The following is a 14,727-nucleotide window of genomic DNA, read 5'->3' as shown; positions in this document are numbered from 1 at the left end:
TAAATTTATCCTTATAGGCCTGTATCGTGTCCAACGGTGCAGGCTTTATTTGGGGTTGTAAAGCACAGGTAAGGGCCAATGGGGAAGGAGGACGAAAAAGGTTGCAGAATGCCAAGCAGTCATAGTATGATACGAAACAGGAGATGATCAGATGAATTTTCCTTTTCAAGCCGTCAAACGCAAGCAAATCGCCGATGAAGTAGCTGAACAGCTGCAACGAAAAATTGCTACTGGTGAATGGGATGTGGGCACTAAGATTCCAACCGAACCTGAGCTCATGAAGCTATTCGGAGTCGGGCGATCTACAGTACGTGAAGCGGTTAGCGTTCTGGTGCATGCCGGTCTATTAGAGAAAAAGCAAGGACACGGAACTTTTGTTTGCCAACCGACAACTTCTCAAGAGCCATTGGATTACCGTCTAAGCCGTGCTGAAATTATTGAGGTTTATGAAGTGCGGAGTGTGTTGGAACTAGAGATTGCCAGATTGGCTGCGTTACGTCGTAAAGACGAGGATCTACGCTTGATGCGTGAGGCGCTGGATCGTCGTGCTGCAACCCTGGCCGCTGGAGATATGAACGGGTATTTGGATGCGGATATCACTTTTCACTTGGCTGTTGCCGGAGCTACACGCAATAAGGTGCTTACAGATGTATATGGCAGCTTTGTAGAGGCCATTCGCAAGGCGTTGAACAATCTCATTACCGATCCGGCGATGCAAAATCATTTTACTGTGCAGCATGAAAAAATATATGAAGCAATCCGGGATCAGGATGGCAAGGCTGCCGAGCTGTATAGTATTCAACATTTGGACGGCACCAAGCTGGAGCTGCAAAAGCATATGGGAAGTTCATAATTTTTTTTACTCTTAAACATCAGATGATCGGATGAATAAAATATTTAAACCTTCTACTTGAGCATCTCCTAAAATCAAACCAAAGGTGGTATCTGTATGCGCAAAATATGGGTGTTGGACACAACGTTAAGAGATGGAGAACAATCACCAGGAGTTAGCTTAACTAGCACGGAAAAGGTGGAAATTGCCCTTCAGCTGCAAAAATTAGGCGTAGATCGGATTGAGACCGGCTTTCCAGCAACCTCGCCTGGTGAGATCACCAGCATGCAGGAGATTGCCAAACAGGTTACCCAAGCGACACTGGTTGGTTTTGCGCGCTCGAAAGAACAGGATATTGATGCGGTCAGAGAGGCGCTACGAGGAGCAGAGGATGCCTGTCTTCATTTGTTTCTGGCTACCTCACCTATTCACCGCCACCATAAGCTTCGAATGGATAAAACGAAAGTATTAGAGACCGCTGCTGCTGCCATTCGTTATGGACGCAAGTATTTCAGCAAGGTAGAATTTTCAGCAGAGGACGCCAGTCGTACCGAACTGGACTTTATTTGTGAGGTCGTAGATATGGCGATTCGTGCTGGAGCGACAATCGTCAATTTACCGGATACGGTGGGATATGCCTCCCCGGATCAGTTCGGTGAAATGTTTAGAATTGTAAAACAACAAGTGCCCGGTATCGAAAAAATACAACTTAGCACACATTGTCATGACGATCTTGGTATGGCAACAGCTAACACGCTGGCGGCCATCCGTAATGGTGTAGACCAATTTGAAGGTACCATCAATGGCATCGGTGAGCGAGCCGGAAATACACCTATCGAAGAAGTTGCACTGGCCCTTGACACCAGAACCGAGCTTTATGGTGCACAAACGAGTCTGGTTTTGGAGGAACTGTATGCTACCAGTCGCCTAGTGAGCAAACGAACGGGGATGTCGGTGCCGGGAAACAAGGCTATTGTTGGAGCCAATGCGTTTGCTCACGAGTCTGGTATACACCAAGACGGAATGCTTAAAGAGCGTACAACATATGAGATCGTGTCCCCTGAGCGTATTGGTCTGAAGACGAGTAAACTTGTGTTGGGCAAGCACTCGGGTCGACATGCATTTAAAGAAAAACTGGCGGACATGGGCTTTGATGCTTTGACGGAGGAACAGCTGCAAGAGACGTTCCGCAAATTCAAAGCATTGACGGATAAGAAAAAACAGGTGTTGGATGAAGACTTGCTCGTCCTGATGGACGAAAGCCGCAATGCCTCGCCTCAAATGTACACACTGGATTCCATTCAGGTGTCTTATGGTAATCAGTCGGTTCCAGTCGCATCCATTCGATTGGGTAAACAAGATGGGACAGCAATTGATGAAGTGGCAATGGGTAACGGTTCTGTAGATGCGATTTTCCATGCTATAGACAAGGCCAGTGGTGAAGAGGTGGAGTTGGAGGATTATTCGATCCAATCTGTAACTTATGGCAAAGACGCATTGGGGGAAGTGCACGCCATTTTGAGGCAAGGAGAGTACACAGCTCTGGGAAGAGGCACAAGTACTGATATTTTGGAAGCTAGCGCCAAAGCTTACATCGATGCGCTGAACAAGCTACTGGGCAGAAAAGAAGTACATGCCAAAAGCAATATCACCATTAGTTGATCCTAGTGGTCAGGCTTGTAGATGAATTTTCCTTCTTCCTCCTCTGGCCTCATCGTAAAAAAGCGCTTGCAAAATAAATGATAACATTTGAAATTTAATGTATAATAGGCAAGAGAGATCACCATATTTTGTCTGAATTACATAGGCCAAGAGGAGGAAATGAGTTGAACTACCGCATTGAAAAGGATACGTTGGGCGAAATCAAAGTACCGGCAGACCGTCTGTGGGGAGCGCAAACACAGCGCAGCAAGGAAAATTTCCCGATTGGCTCGGAGAAAATGCCATTAGAGGTCATACAGGCGTTCGCGGTGCTTAAAAAGAGCGCGGCGATCAGTAACTATAAGCTGGGTAAGCTATCACAGGAGAAACAGGACGCGATTATTTATGCAGCGGACGAGATTCTCGCAGGGCGGGTTGATGACCATTTCCCGTTGGTTGTATGGCAGACAGGGAGCGGAACGCAGTCCAATATGAATGTGAATGAAGTGATTGCTCACCTGGGGAGCCAATGGTTACAAGAGCAGGGAAAGGATACGAAGCTGCATCCTAATGACGATGTTAACATGTCGCAAAGCTCGAATGATACGTTTCCCACGGCGCTTCATGTAGCGGGGGTCATTGCAGTGGAGGATCGTTTGTTGCCTGCCATCGATAAGCTGAAAGAGACTTTTCAACAGAAGTCAGAGCAATTCAAGGATATTATAAAAATTGGGCGAACCCATTTACAAGATGCAACACCGCTTACGCTGGGTCAGGAAATAAGCGGTTGGTATGCAATGTTAGACAAGAGCAAGCGAATGATCATCGACACGGTGCAATACATGAAGGAGCTAGCGATTGGTGGTACAGCGGTGGGGACAGGAATTAATGCTCATCCAGAGTTTGGCTCCCGAACCTCAGCGGAAATTTCCAGTTTCACTGGCAAAACGTTCACTTCTGCACCCAATAAATTTCATGCACTGACCAGCCACGATGAAGTGGTGGCCGTACATGGAGCAGTCAAAGCGCTCGCTGCCGACTTGATGAAAATCGCCAATGATGTTCGTTGGCTGGCAAGTGGTCCGCGTAGCGGCTTGGGCGAAATCACGATTCCTGCTAACGAGCCAGGTAGCTCCATCATGCCCGGCAAGGTAAATCCGACCCAGAGTGAAGCACTGACGATGGTCGTTACGCAAGTCATGGGTAATGATGCAGCTATCGGCTTTGCAGCAAGTCAGGGTAATTTTGAACTGAACGTGTTTAAGCCAGTAATCATATACAATTTTTTGCAGTCTGTTCATCTGCTGGCCGATTCCATCATTGCTTTTAATGACAACTGTGCCGTTGGCATCGAGCCTGATCTCACGAAGATTGAGCACAATTTGAATAATTCACTGATGCTGGTGACGGCATTGAATCCACATATCGGATATGAAAATGCCGCTAAAATCGCCAAACTTGCACATGCAGAAGGGCTGTCCCTAAAAGAAGCGGCACTCCGCAGCGGACTGTTGACTGAAGAACAGTTCGATCAATATGTTGTACCTGCGCATATGATTCATCCTAAAGCCTAAAGCACGACGATTGTCTCTGCTTAAGCCTTATAAAAAATATACAAACCAGCTCATGGAGTGCGATTTAGCACAAACCATGAGCTGGATTTTTTATTTTATTATATAATTTTTTGTTTAGAATTAGTATTCTGTGTGATTTGAGGGTATATAGATAAAAGGCGAAAAATTGAACATCTATTTTCAAGATAGGAGAAGCCGTATGGAACAGACAACCGTTATTAATTTTATTGTGCTTTTGCTGTCCGGCTTGCTGCTGGTCGGTGTGCTGACTACCAAATTTTCCAGCCGTTTCGGTATGCCTGCGCTTGTTTTGTTTATTGCCGTAGGCATGGTGCTCAGTCAGTTTATTTATTTTGATAATGCCTTTATCACACAACTAGTTGGCATTCTCGCGCTCATTGTAATCTTGTTTGAAGGCGGGATGCAGACAAAGTTTGCAGATGTTAAGCCAGTTATTCGACCTGCGTTGTCATTATCAACGTTGGGGGTCATCATTACGACTGTAGTCATTGGCGTCTGCGCCAAGTTTATTTTAGGCGTAAGCTGGATGGAATCCATGCTGTTTGGCGCTATTGTTGGTTCGACGGATGCGGCAGCCGTGTTTTCCGTTCTAGGAGGTAAAAACATCAAAAAGCGAATTACCTCGACGCTTGAAGCGGAATCCGGTAGTAATGACCCGATGGCTGTATTTCTCACAGTAACATTGATTGAGCTGATACATCACCCTGAGCAATCCATTTGGATACATATCTTGTTATTTTTATGGGAAATGGGCTTTGGTTTAGCCGTTGGTTTTGTACTCGGACGCTTAGGTGTATATGCCATTAATAAAATGAATTTTGATTCATCCGGTTTGTATCCTGTGATGGCATTGGCATTTGCGGTCTTGACGTATGCGGCGGCGTCGTTACTAGAGGCAAGCGGATTGCTGGCGGTGTATGTCATGGCGATTGTATTGGGAAATTCCGACTTGACCTACAAGCGATCTATTATTCATTTTAACAATGGCTTCGCCTGGATGGTGCAGATTATGATGTTTGTCCTGCTCGGGTTATTGGTCTTTCCCGATCAATTGCTGGGCATTGCGTGGCAAAGCTTGGCGCTCTCCTTCATCCTCATGCTCGTGGCTCGTCCAATAGGCGTGTTCCTAAGCTTGCTTTTTTCCAGGTACTCTGTGCGCGAGAAAACACTGTTATCCTGGGCAGGACTGCGTGGGGCGGTACCTATTGTACTCGCAACCTATCCTTTACTGGATGAGATGGATGTAGGACCTTTGTTTTTTAATGTTGTATTTTTCGTCGTGCTCACTTCTGCGATTATTCAAGGTACCACTATTTCGTGGCTAGCGGTGAAGCTTGGCTTGATGGACCCTAACGAGACGTCGTCTCCATCACTGCTGGAATTAGTTTCACTGGGAAAAACTACTTCGGAAATCAACCACATTCAGGTACAAAATGGGATGTCGATAGCGGGCAAAGCGATTCAGGATATACAGTTGCCTGAAGATATTTTATTCACAGCCATCATTCGGAACGAGCAAATTATTGCCCCGAGAGGCACGACGGTGATTGAACCGGGCGATACTTTGTACGTGCTTAGTCCCAAACTCAAGCGACAGCAGATGAAAGAGCTGTTCATGCTGCTCGAACCGGAGGCTGCTCCGTAAATAGGATATCACCCCTATATTTACAGTCCTTCACATTTATGTGAAGGGCTTTTTAATGTATTCTTTTTCAGAGTGGATGAATCTGTTAAAAAATTGACACTATCATTCTACAAAATTAGTTTATGATATTGTCGTTAGATGTCGCAGCCTATCGTTACGGATCATTTGATGGGCAATAGCTTTGAAATACGATAGAAGTCACCAAACAGGAGAGATGATGAATGAAACCGGAAGTCTTGCCACAGCGTGCAGCAGCTCGCAGGCAGAAAAATAAGAAAAAGAAACGAAAAGGAAAATTTGGTCGCTTTATGCTGCGACTTTTTATTGTATTCCTGTTAGCGGGAATTGGGGGTGGTGCATGGTTGTTTTTAACCCCTTCTGGCAAGGACATGCGCTATTTGGCTGCGGACACGCTGATTACGACTCAGCATCGTCACTGGGCGAAATATTTTATCGGCGAAGCAGAAGCGAAGAAACGAGTGGCTGAATATTCAGCCCGGTTCGAAGAGATGGGTGAGGAGAAGGATAGACATACAATCAACTTGCCTGATCTGATACCTACCAAAGTACAGCAAACGCCGTTGGTTGAAGTGGAAGAAGTGTCGGGTCGTAACTATCATGGCTATGTTATGACGGTGCATGACCCCACTAAAATTAGGCTCGGGATTCCTGCTAAAGTCGGCCGGGGAGAACATGTATCTAGCATGGTCGAGCGTTTGGGGGCTGTTGCTGGCGTAAATGGCGGTGGCTTTGCTGACCCCAACTGGAATGGGAATGGTTTTAAACCGATTGGCGTTGTCATTTCCCAGGGTAAGATATACTACAATGATATGGGGAGAAATGCCTCTGTTCAAATCGTAGGTATTGATAAACAGGGGAAAATGATAGCCGGTCACTATTCGTTGTCCGAGTTGTCCAAAATGAATGTGCAAGAAGCGGTTACTTTTCAACCACGTCTAATCGTGAATGGGAAAGGTCTGATTCGCAATGCAAGCGAGGGGTGGGGAATTGCCCCCCGTACCGCAATGGGGCAAAGAGCTGACGGTGCCATTATATTCGTGACCATCGACGGTCGTCAGCCTGGGTACAGCATTGGTGCCAACTTGTATGATATGCAAAATATTTTGCTTAAACATGGAGCAGTTATCGGTGCTAATCTGGATGGAGGTTCTTCAACGGTGCTAGTCAAGGATAATGCCATTGTAAACAAGCCTTCTTCTGAATACGGAGAGCGGTATTTGCCGACTGCGTTTCTCGTATTTGAGCATCCAGAGACCGTTAGTATCCCGAACATATGGGAAGGTTTGAATCCTGGAGACATTGACGCAGCCAAAAAGAGATAGGTCAGGAATGAACAAGTTCATTCAGTGAACGGAGACTGATGATGAAGCTAAAACGAGCAGGATTTCAGCGATTGTTTGTCGCCTTGTTAATGCTATCCTTACTCTTGACCACAATGCATCAGGCGGCTGCCGAAGCTACTAAACAGGGTGCCATAGCGTCTCAATCAACGCAGTTCATAGATATTGTTATAAACGGACAACCTATTGACAGCAAGGCTAAACCTCTATTGATTCGACGGGAAGCTCATGGTTCCGCTTAAATCTTTAGCCGAAGCTGTAGGTGCAACCTACCACTGGGATGTCAAAAAGAAGCAGATTACGCTACAAAAGTGGGCAGAACCCTTGGTTCTTAAGGAGCGGTCACGTAAGAACCAGCAGCAACTTACCTTTGAGGTTGTAAGTGAAGAAGTATATATACCTCTGAGAGATGTTTCGCTTGATTTAGGTTATACGTTGGAGAAGTTCACTACAGGATGGGGAGACAGCAGTACCACTTTCTATGGGCGTATTACTACGGATAAAAAAGAAGAACTGCTGGGTACTACTGGTGATCCGATAACTGGACTCCCGGCTAATACCAAACAAATTATGAAAACCTTCAAGCTGCCGTGGGAATCGCGTACAGATGCCCAGCAGGTGATGGAATAAGTTAAAAGCAGCAATAGCAAATGAAAATATAAGAAGCGCGGATCGTTGAAGTAAAGATACTTCCGGTACGCGCTTTTTTCGATAGGATTTGTACTTTTGTTGCTTCGTGCTTGCGTAAATATCTATTAAGCATCATTATCTGCTTCGAGAAACACGGAGATCAGAATTCGGGCGTTGTTTTCTCCCACATTTTTGACATAGTGGGGGATGGCTGCTCTCCAGCTAAAGGAATCTCCTGCTTCCAGGGTAGCTGTATCCTCGCCTTGCTCCACGTATACCGTGCCCTCCAAGATAAAATGAATCTCATCCCCTGCATGAGCATGCTCTTCTTCTGTAGATGAGCCGGGCGGCATTTCAACGAGCATCATTTTGACGTTACCCTGCCCCCCCAAATGATCGACCTGGAGCTTGTTTTTACCATATAAGGTTTTACGGCGCTCGTCCTTGCGAATCACTTGCATCCGTTCCTCATCTTTAAGAAGCAGAAAAGCGAGAGGTACGTTTAGCGCATTAGCGATGCTGTCCAATGTAGCGATGGAAGGGGAGGTTTTATTATTTTCTACTTGACTCATAAACCCTTGCGATAGTCCGGTTCGTTCGCATATTTGCTGAATGGATAAATTTTTACGTTTACGAGCAGCGCGTATGTTGCATCCTATACTCATAGAGCGTTCCTCCTTTAAGAAAATATAATGTATACTAATGTAATATTTATCATACCAAATATTTTGTTGACAGACCACAGTTTCTTATGATAAATTCACATTACAAAATAATTATTTCTATTACTAATAATTCGAGTTTGATTCACATTCATGTGTTGCGGCATAGATTCAGACAGTATTATTTTTTTAACCAAATTATTAGTAATATAAATTAATTATTCATATGCACTTGTATGAGTGTAATAAACAAACAGAATGGAGAGATAAATATGAGTTCAGCAAGCAGAAACATTTCTACAATTATGCGGGTGGCGCTGGGAATTTTGTTTTTGGCACATGGAATTGCTAAATTCCAAATGGGGTTGGGTAATGTAGCAGGCTGGTTTTCCAGCATTGGCGTTCCAGGATTTTTAGGTTATGTCGTTGCGGTGATTGAGTTGGTCGGCGGAATTGCATTGATTCTTGGACTACTTACCCGCTATGTATCTGGGCTATTTGTGATTGTTTTGATCGGTGCTATTTTTACAGCAAAATTGTCCGGCGGGTTGATGGGGAATGGTCAAGGAGCTGGCTATGAGCTGGATATTGCTTTTATTCTTGTAGCACTTCATCTGGTATTTGCACCAACGACTCGCTTGTCTCTGGATTCGTTGATCGGCCGTCGTGAGTCAACCGAACAATAATTTTTGAATAGCTTTGGTTCTCCAATCCATGTAGAAAGAGGGAAATCTCATGACAGCGCATATTCATGACAACACCAAAATCGGGCAGGTTTCATTAAAAGTAAGCAACTTGGAACGTTCTATTCAATTTTATACAGAGGTCGTTGGTTTTCAGCTGTTGCGTCAAACGGCGGATACCGCTGAATTGACTGTCGATGGGAAGCATGCGCTACTGATCCTTAACTATATTGAAAATGCAGTTATTCTGCCGCGCCAGTCCGCAGCCGGATTATACCACTTTGCTATTCTTCTACCGAACCGTGTAGCTCTGGGCCTGTCTTTACGTAATCTGCTGGCTCATGAGATTGAAATCGGACAGGGGGACCATGATGTAAGTGAAGCCCTATATATCCATGACCCCGATAATAACGGAATTGAAATCTATGCAGATCGTCCCCATGATCAGTGGAAAAAGGATGCAAATGGATTCTACATGATGGGAACAGATCCCGTGGATGCAGAAGACTTGGTTGCGATTTCCGAGAATTTACCTTGGCAGGGACTACCTCAGGGAACGGTAATCGGGCACGTCCACTTCCATGTGTCTAATTTGCTCAAAGCACAGCAATTTTATTGCGATGTGCTTGGCTTTGACATTACGTGCCGGTATGGCTCTTCAGCCTTGTTCGTTTCCGCAGGTGGTTACCACCACCATATGGGCTTGAATATATGGGCAGGTGAAGGAGCCCCACCAGCTCCTGAGCACGCTGCCGGACTGGATTATTTTGAATTGATCGTACCAGATCAGAATGAATTGAATGCCATTGTGGCTCGTTTAGAGGCAGCAGGCTATGGAGTGCAAGAACGCGATGGCGCCAAGTATGTAGCTGATCCGTTCCGCATTCAAATTAAACTGTTTAACGGTCAAATCTCGTAACATAGAAGGAACTCAACAAAAATAGAAAAGGGTATTCCTATAAGCCGTAAAGGCTGGGAATACCCTTTTTTCGTATATCTAGAACAAGCTCCAATCCAAATCCCGAGACATCGTCTCCAGCAAGTGTACACCGGCTGTACTGTTTCCCATACGGTTCAGAGAAGGTCCAACCAGTCCAATGCCATAGCGTCCAGGTACCATCGTCATAATACTGCCTGATACGCCGCTTTTGGCAGGTAGTCCGACTTGAATGGCGAATTCCCCTGAAGCGTCATACATGCCGCATGTCGTCATAAATGTTTTGGCGATCTGTACATAGCGGCGGGGAATCAGCGGTATACCTGTCACCGGATCACGGCCGTTGTAGGCTAGTACAAGTCCCATACGTGCTAAATCTGTACAGTTCAATTTGACAGCACAATGTCTGAAATAAACTTCAAGCACATCATCCACATGACCTCTTAAAATACCTTTTTCCATTAGAAAATAAGCAAGGGAACGGTTTAAATGGCCTGTAGCTGATTCTGAATCGTAGACATCCTGATCATATTCCAATGTGTCATTGTGGGTGAGGAGGCGGAAAAATTGGAGAACACGGGCAAATTTCTCTTCTGGACTGTTCCCGCGAATCAGAGAGGAGATCGCGATTGCCCCCGCGTTAATCAGTGGGTTAAACGGAATTCCCGGCTCAACCAGTTCTAATTTTAGCATGGAATTAAAACGGTCTCCGGTAGGCTCCATCCCCACCTTAGAGAAGACAACGTCCTCTCCATTATCCATCAAGGCCAGAATGAGCGTAAATACCTTTGAAATACTTTGCATCGTAAATTGGATTTCCGTATCCCCGGCTACCACGGTTTCACCCTCACCGTTCATTACAACAACACCAAGCGCGTCGGCCGGGGCTTTGGACAGTTCGGGAATATATGCTGCTACCTTGCCATGAATATACTCATGACGGCTTTGTTCTACCCATTCCGGCAGTTTGGTCTGTAATCTCTGCCACTCCGATGTCATTTCTTTTCCTCCAGTCGAGTAACCAATCTGTGGTATTTTATTGTAGAGCAAAAAGTAGCTATATACTTATTTTAAAGAAATTTTCAGTCAAAAAACAAGCTCTGATGTCATTTCTTTTTCTCCAGTTAAATACCCAACCTAATGTAATATCGGAATTATAGTTTATCCTCTGTAGTCTTCATTCTCTTCATCCAACTGCCTATCCAGAAATCACTTCTAAGTGGCACATATACCTTTTTTAGCATTGGCTCATAAGAAAGATTCCCATCTTTAAAAAAGTTAATAGGAGAAGGAGATGAAGTGGAGCATGGTACACGGTATGTTAGCGGATTACCCGCGGGAGAAAACGATTCATCAACTGTTCGAAGAGCAGGTTGAGCGCACACCGGATCACATAGCAGTTGTATTTGGGGACAAGCACTTGACGTATGCTGATCTGAACAAACAGGCTAATCAACTAGCACATGTTTTGCGGGCTAAAGGTTTAGATCAAGACGAGGCTGTCGGAATGATGGTCGAATGTTCATTGGAAATGATCATCGGAATTTTCGGGATTTTAAAAGCTGGGGGAGCGTATGTGCCGATTGATCCTGAATACCCGAGGGAACGTATACGCTATATGCTGACGGATTCTGGTGCAAATCTCCTGCTGACCCGGCTTCCAATCCACCAGCAAACAGAACTCGCCAGTGTTGTACTGGATTTGATGGACAAGCGGAACTATGGGAAAGAAACAGGGAATCTCTCATCTAAGCAAGGTTCCGACACCCTTGCTTGCATTATGTATACGTCTGGCTCTACAGGCGTACCTAAGGGCACCCTGACGATGCACTACAATATTACACGTGTTGTTAAAAAGCCGAATTACATCCAATTCTCGACAAAAGATAGGATATTACAAGTGGCCAGTTTTTCGTTCGATGGTTCTACATTTGGTATTTATGGAGCTTTGCTTAACGGAGGCACTCTCGTTTTGAACTCACAAGATCAAACCATGAATGCACGTGAGCTATCAAGCGTCCTACGGACACAAAAGATCACGAAATGCTTCGTCACGACAGCACTTTTTAATGCATTGGTGGATGTGGATCCCGATTGCTTTGCAACAATTGAAACCTTGCTATTCGGTGGTGAGAAGGTTTCAGTCAGCCATGTGCGTAGAGCGTTTGCCCGTCTAGGTCCGGGCCGCTTAATTCATGTCTATGGACCGACGGAGAGCACGGTATTTTCTACTTATTATCATATCGATCATTTGGACGAAAATGCAAATACCGTACCGATCGGCAAACCCATCAGCAACACGAAGGTTTACATCTTGGATCAAGAGCAGCATCCTCTGCCACAGGGAGTTGCAGGTGAACTGTACATCGCTGGCGATGGATTAGTTAAAGGTTATTTGAATCGTCCAGAGCTGACAGAAGAGAGGTTTATTCAGTCTTCATGGGTACCTGGAGGCAGGTTGTATCGAACCGGAGATTTGGTGCAAGAGCAAGCGGACGGAAACATCGAATATATCAGCCGGATCGACGATCAAGTGAAAATACGGGGTTATCGAATTGAGCCTGGGGAAATAGAGTCGCATTTATTAAAAGTAGATGATATACAACAAGCGGCAGTTATTGCCCGTGAAAAGGAGGCCGGTCAAAAGCAACTGGAAGCATACTTTACGGCGACCAAAAAACTGACAGCAGATGAAATTAAAACGGCTCTCTCTATAAAGCTGCCGAATTACATGATTCCATCTTTTTATATACAACTAGAACAAATGCCATTGACACTGAATGGTAAGCTGGACCGCAAGGCACTGTTGGCCCTTGAAGAGAATATGCATGGTGGAGCAGAATATGTGTCTCCTAAGCCAGGACTGGAAACGAAGCTGATGGACATCTGGCAGGATGTATTGGGTGTGCAGCAGTTCAGTGTTTTAGATAGCTTCTTCGACCTCGGTGGGCATTCTATTCATGCGCTTACATTAATGTCGAGAATGGAGCGTGCAGGATATCACGCCACTTTAACAGACATTTACCACTATAAAACGATTCGGGCACTCGCTGATTATCTTCATTCAACTCAGAATAATATTGTAGGGTCCGAAAAGCAACAGGACATCATAAAAACAACTCAAGAGTTGATATCTTGGCTTCACCAAGAAACAGATGGTGTTTACGAGCTGGTGAAATACCAAGTAAGGGATTTTATTCACGAAGTTAGAGATATTCAGGTGCTTTACTGCGACACGGTGGCTGACGTTAACCATATCATGCGGATCATGGACGGGAAAATAACTCAAGAGCTACTGCCACACTACATTGTACCACTGCATCAAAAAACTAAAATGGCTGATCTATACTGGACCATGGATGAAGAGGTATTTTTCCAACGTCTGGGCTTAAAAAGCATGGATCTGGATCAGGTGGAAGGTTTACGCAAGCTTCTGGAAAACGATTATTTGAAAAAAGATCAGTGGATTAAAACAGGAGCAGTGGCACAAGAATATCCGCTAAGTGGAATTCAGCAAATGCAAATTTCGTTTGATACACCTCCAAGTTTAGGTATATTTAGGCTGGATGAGTGCGTGAATTACGATTTTTTGGATCAGGCTTTCGCTCATTTTGTACAAAGTCAAGGATTACTGAGAAGTGTCCCGGTCCAAAGAGATGAATGGACTTATTGGAGGGAATACGTACCTTCTAGCGATGGTTTACCAAAACTCAACATCATTGATGTGTCGGATTACAACCCATGTGGTCCCATTACGGACATGATAAATGATTATGTTACGAACACCCGTTTCGCCGAAGAACATACTTTGTTCCACATGTTTGTGCTGAAACGAAACCTTCGTGAACATTATGTCATAACTATTTATCATCATGCGATATGCGATCGGGTGACCTCGGAAGTAGCTGAAAGACAGTTGGTTGCTTACTACAGGAGTCTGCTTCAAAATCGACCCCTTCCTACGGATGAAGTGAAGCCCTATGTGGAGTATGTCAATCTAATCCAAAGTGGACCGAAAGGAATTACGGAACAAGAATTGATATCAGCCTTTAATCTGGAAGCGTTCCAAAAAAGCAAGCAAAATGTCTTCCAGGCACCAAATCTTCGAACGTGCACAGAAGCCTACCTGTTTAACGTAAGCATCCCTGCTGAAAATCCTTCTTTGGAGTTTGCGCTTTCTGTCTATACAAGGGGCTTGCAAACTTATTTAGGTATGGATAAGCTACCATTGTTATTTTTATATGATGGAAGAAGGTACGAGGAGGCGGCTTATTATAACACGGCCGGTGAATTTATTGATTTTGTACCTATGCTGATCGAACTGAAACAAAATCCGGATGAAATGATGCAGTCTGTCAGAAGCAGACTGGAATTATTAAAACACCATACGATTAATTTTATGCATCTTCTTACAAGTCCTGATTACAAAGACAAGTGGGAACGTGCCAGAACACTTGCACAGTTTGGGAAGCAGTACGAGCAACTAGACTTATTCATGTTTAACTATTTAGGAAACAGCGCTAAGGCAGACTCAAAATACAGCAATTATTATGATGAAACTATCATAAAGCAACCCAATCCGCTGCCGATCTATTCACTGTTCAATTGCATTGCTTCTTCCTACACGGACGGCCTTATTTTTTCTATACGATGCAGTTACGAGATAGAGGTTGAGGAAGTCAGGGCTGCATTTTATCAAGCTGCCGGTATGGCATCCCGGATAGGGGAGGTTTAATAACGT

Annotated in this window: 11 protein-coding genes; 9 read left to right on the top strand and 2 right to left on the bottom strand. The window is 44.7% G+C overall.

Going from position 1 to position 14,727, the window contains the following annotated elements; all coding sequences use genetic code 11:
- Positions 1-151 precede the first annotated feature (151 nt).
- The 6 genes from MKY98_RS13540 (at position 152) to MKY98_RS13515 (ending at position 7,704) form a co-directional block, all read left to right on the top strand.
- Positions 152-853, top strand: coding sequence for a FadR/GntR family transcriptional regulator (locus MKY98_RS13540; protein ID WP_029517509.1), 702 nt, complete (start codon positions 152-154; stop codon positions 851-853).
- A gap of 96 nt (positions 854-949) precedes the next feature.
- Complete coding sequence (locus MKY98_RS13535) at positions 950-2,494, top strand: 2-isopropylmalate synthase (RefSeq protein ID WP_029517510.1); 1,545 nt, start codon at positions 950-952, stop codon at positions 2,492-2,494.
- A 164-nt stretch (positions 2,495-2,658) separates the two neighbouring features.
- Positions 2,659-4,047: a class II fumarate hydratase gene (gene fumC, locus MKY98_RS13530; protein ID WP_029517511.1), complete on the top strand. Its 1,389-nt coding sequence runs from the start codon at positions 2,659-2,661 to the stop codon at positions 4,045-4,047.
- Positions 4,048-4,246: 199 nt separating this feature from the next.
- Positions 4,247-5,713, top strand: a complete 1,467-nt coding sequence (locus MKY98_RS13525) for a potassium/proton antiporter (RefSeq protein WP_029517512.1) — start codon at positions 4,247-4,249, stop codon at positions 5,711-5,713.
- A gap of 221 nt (positions 5,714-5,934) precedes the next feature.
- Complete coding sequence (locus tag MKY98_RS13520) at positions 5,935-7,056, top strand: phosphodiester glycosidase family protein (protein ID WP_029517513.1); 1,122 nt, start codon at positions 5,935-5,937, stop codon at positions 7,054-7,056.
- Positions 7,057-7,302: 246 nt separating this feature from the next.
- Positions 7,303-7,704: a stalk domain-containing protein gene (locus tag MKY98_RS13515; RefSeq protein ID WP_245231636.1), complete on the top strand. Its 402-nt coding sequence runs from the start codon at positions 7,303-7,305 to the stop codon at positions 7,702-7,704.
- A 125-nt stretch (positions 7,705-7,829) separates the two neighbouring features.
- Here MKY98_RS13515 and MKY98_RS13510 read toward each other — a convergent pair whose 3' ends face one another.
- Positions 7,830-8,369 carry a helix-turn-helix domain-containing protein gene (locus tag MKY98_RS13510; protein WP_029517515.1) on the bottom strand — a complete coding sequence of 180 codons (540 nt, stop codon included), beginning with the start codon at positions 8,367-8,369 and terminating at the stop codon, positions 7,830-7,832.
- A 269-nt stretch (positions 8,370-8,638) separates the two neighbouring features.
- Between MKY98_RS13510 and MKY98_RS13505 the strand changes: the two genes are divergently transcribed.
- Both MKY98_RS13505 and MKY98_RS13500 read left to right on the top strand, forming a co-directional pair.
- A complete protein-coding gene (locus MKY98_RS13505) occupies positions 8,639-9,052 on the top strand; it encodes a DoxX family protein (protein ID WP_069011792.1) in 414 nt (137 codons plus the stop codon).
- A 49-nt stretch (positions 9,053-9,101) separates the two neighbouring features.
- Positions 9,102-9,968, top strand: a complete 867-nt coding sequence (locus MKY98_RS13500; RefSeq protein ID WP_069011794.1) for a VOC family protein — start codon at positions 9,102-9,104, stop codon at positions 9,966-9,968.
- A gap of 78 nt (positions 9,969-10,046) precedes the next feature.
- On the opposite strand, the gene glsA is transcribed toward MKY98_RS13500, so the two are convergent.
- Entirely contained in the window at positions 10,047-10,985 is a 939-nt protein-coding gene (gene glsA / locus MKY98_RS13495) for a glutaminase A (protein WP_069011795.1), read from the bottom strand.
- A 295-nt stretch (positions 10,986-11,280) separates the two neighbouring features.
- On the opposite strand from glsA, the gene MKY98_RS13490 reads away from it, so the two are divergent.
- Complete coding sequence (locus MKY98_RS13490; RefSeq protein ID WP_245231637.1) at positions 11,281-14,721, top strand: amino acid adenylation domain-containing protein; 3,441 nt, start codon at positions 11,281-11,283, stop codon at positions 14,719-14,721.
- The last annotated feature ends 6 nt before the right edge of the window (positions 14,722-14,727 follow it).

This window comes from Paenibacillus sp. FSL M8-0228, from assembly GCF_038007385.1.
Lineage (GTDB): Bacteria > Bacillota > Bacilli > Paenibacillales > Paenibacillaceae > Paenibacillus > Paenibacillus polymyxa_D.
Note: the sequence above shows the minus strand (reverse complement) of the source record. Positions and strands in the feature narration are given on the sequence as shown.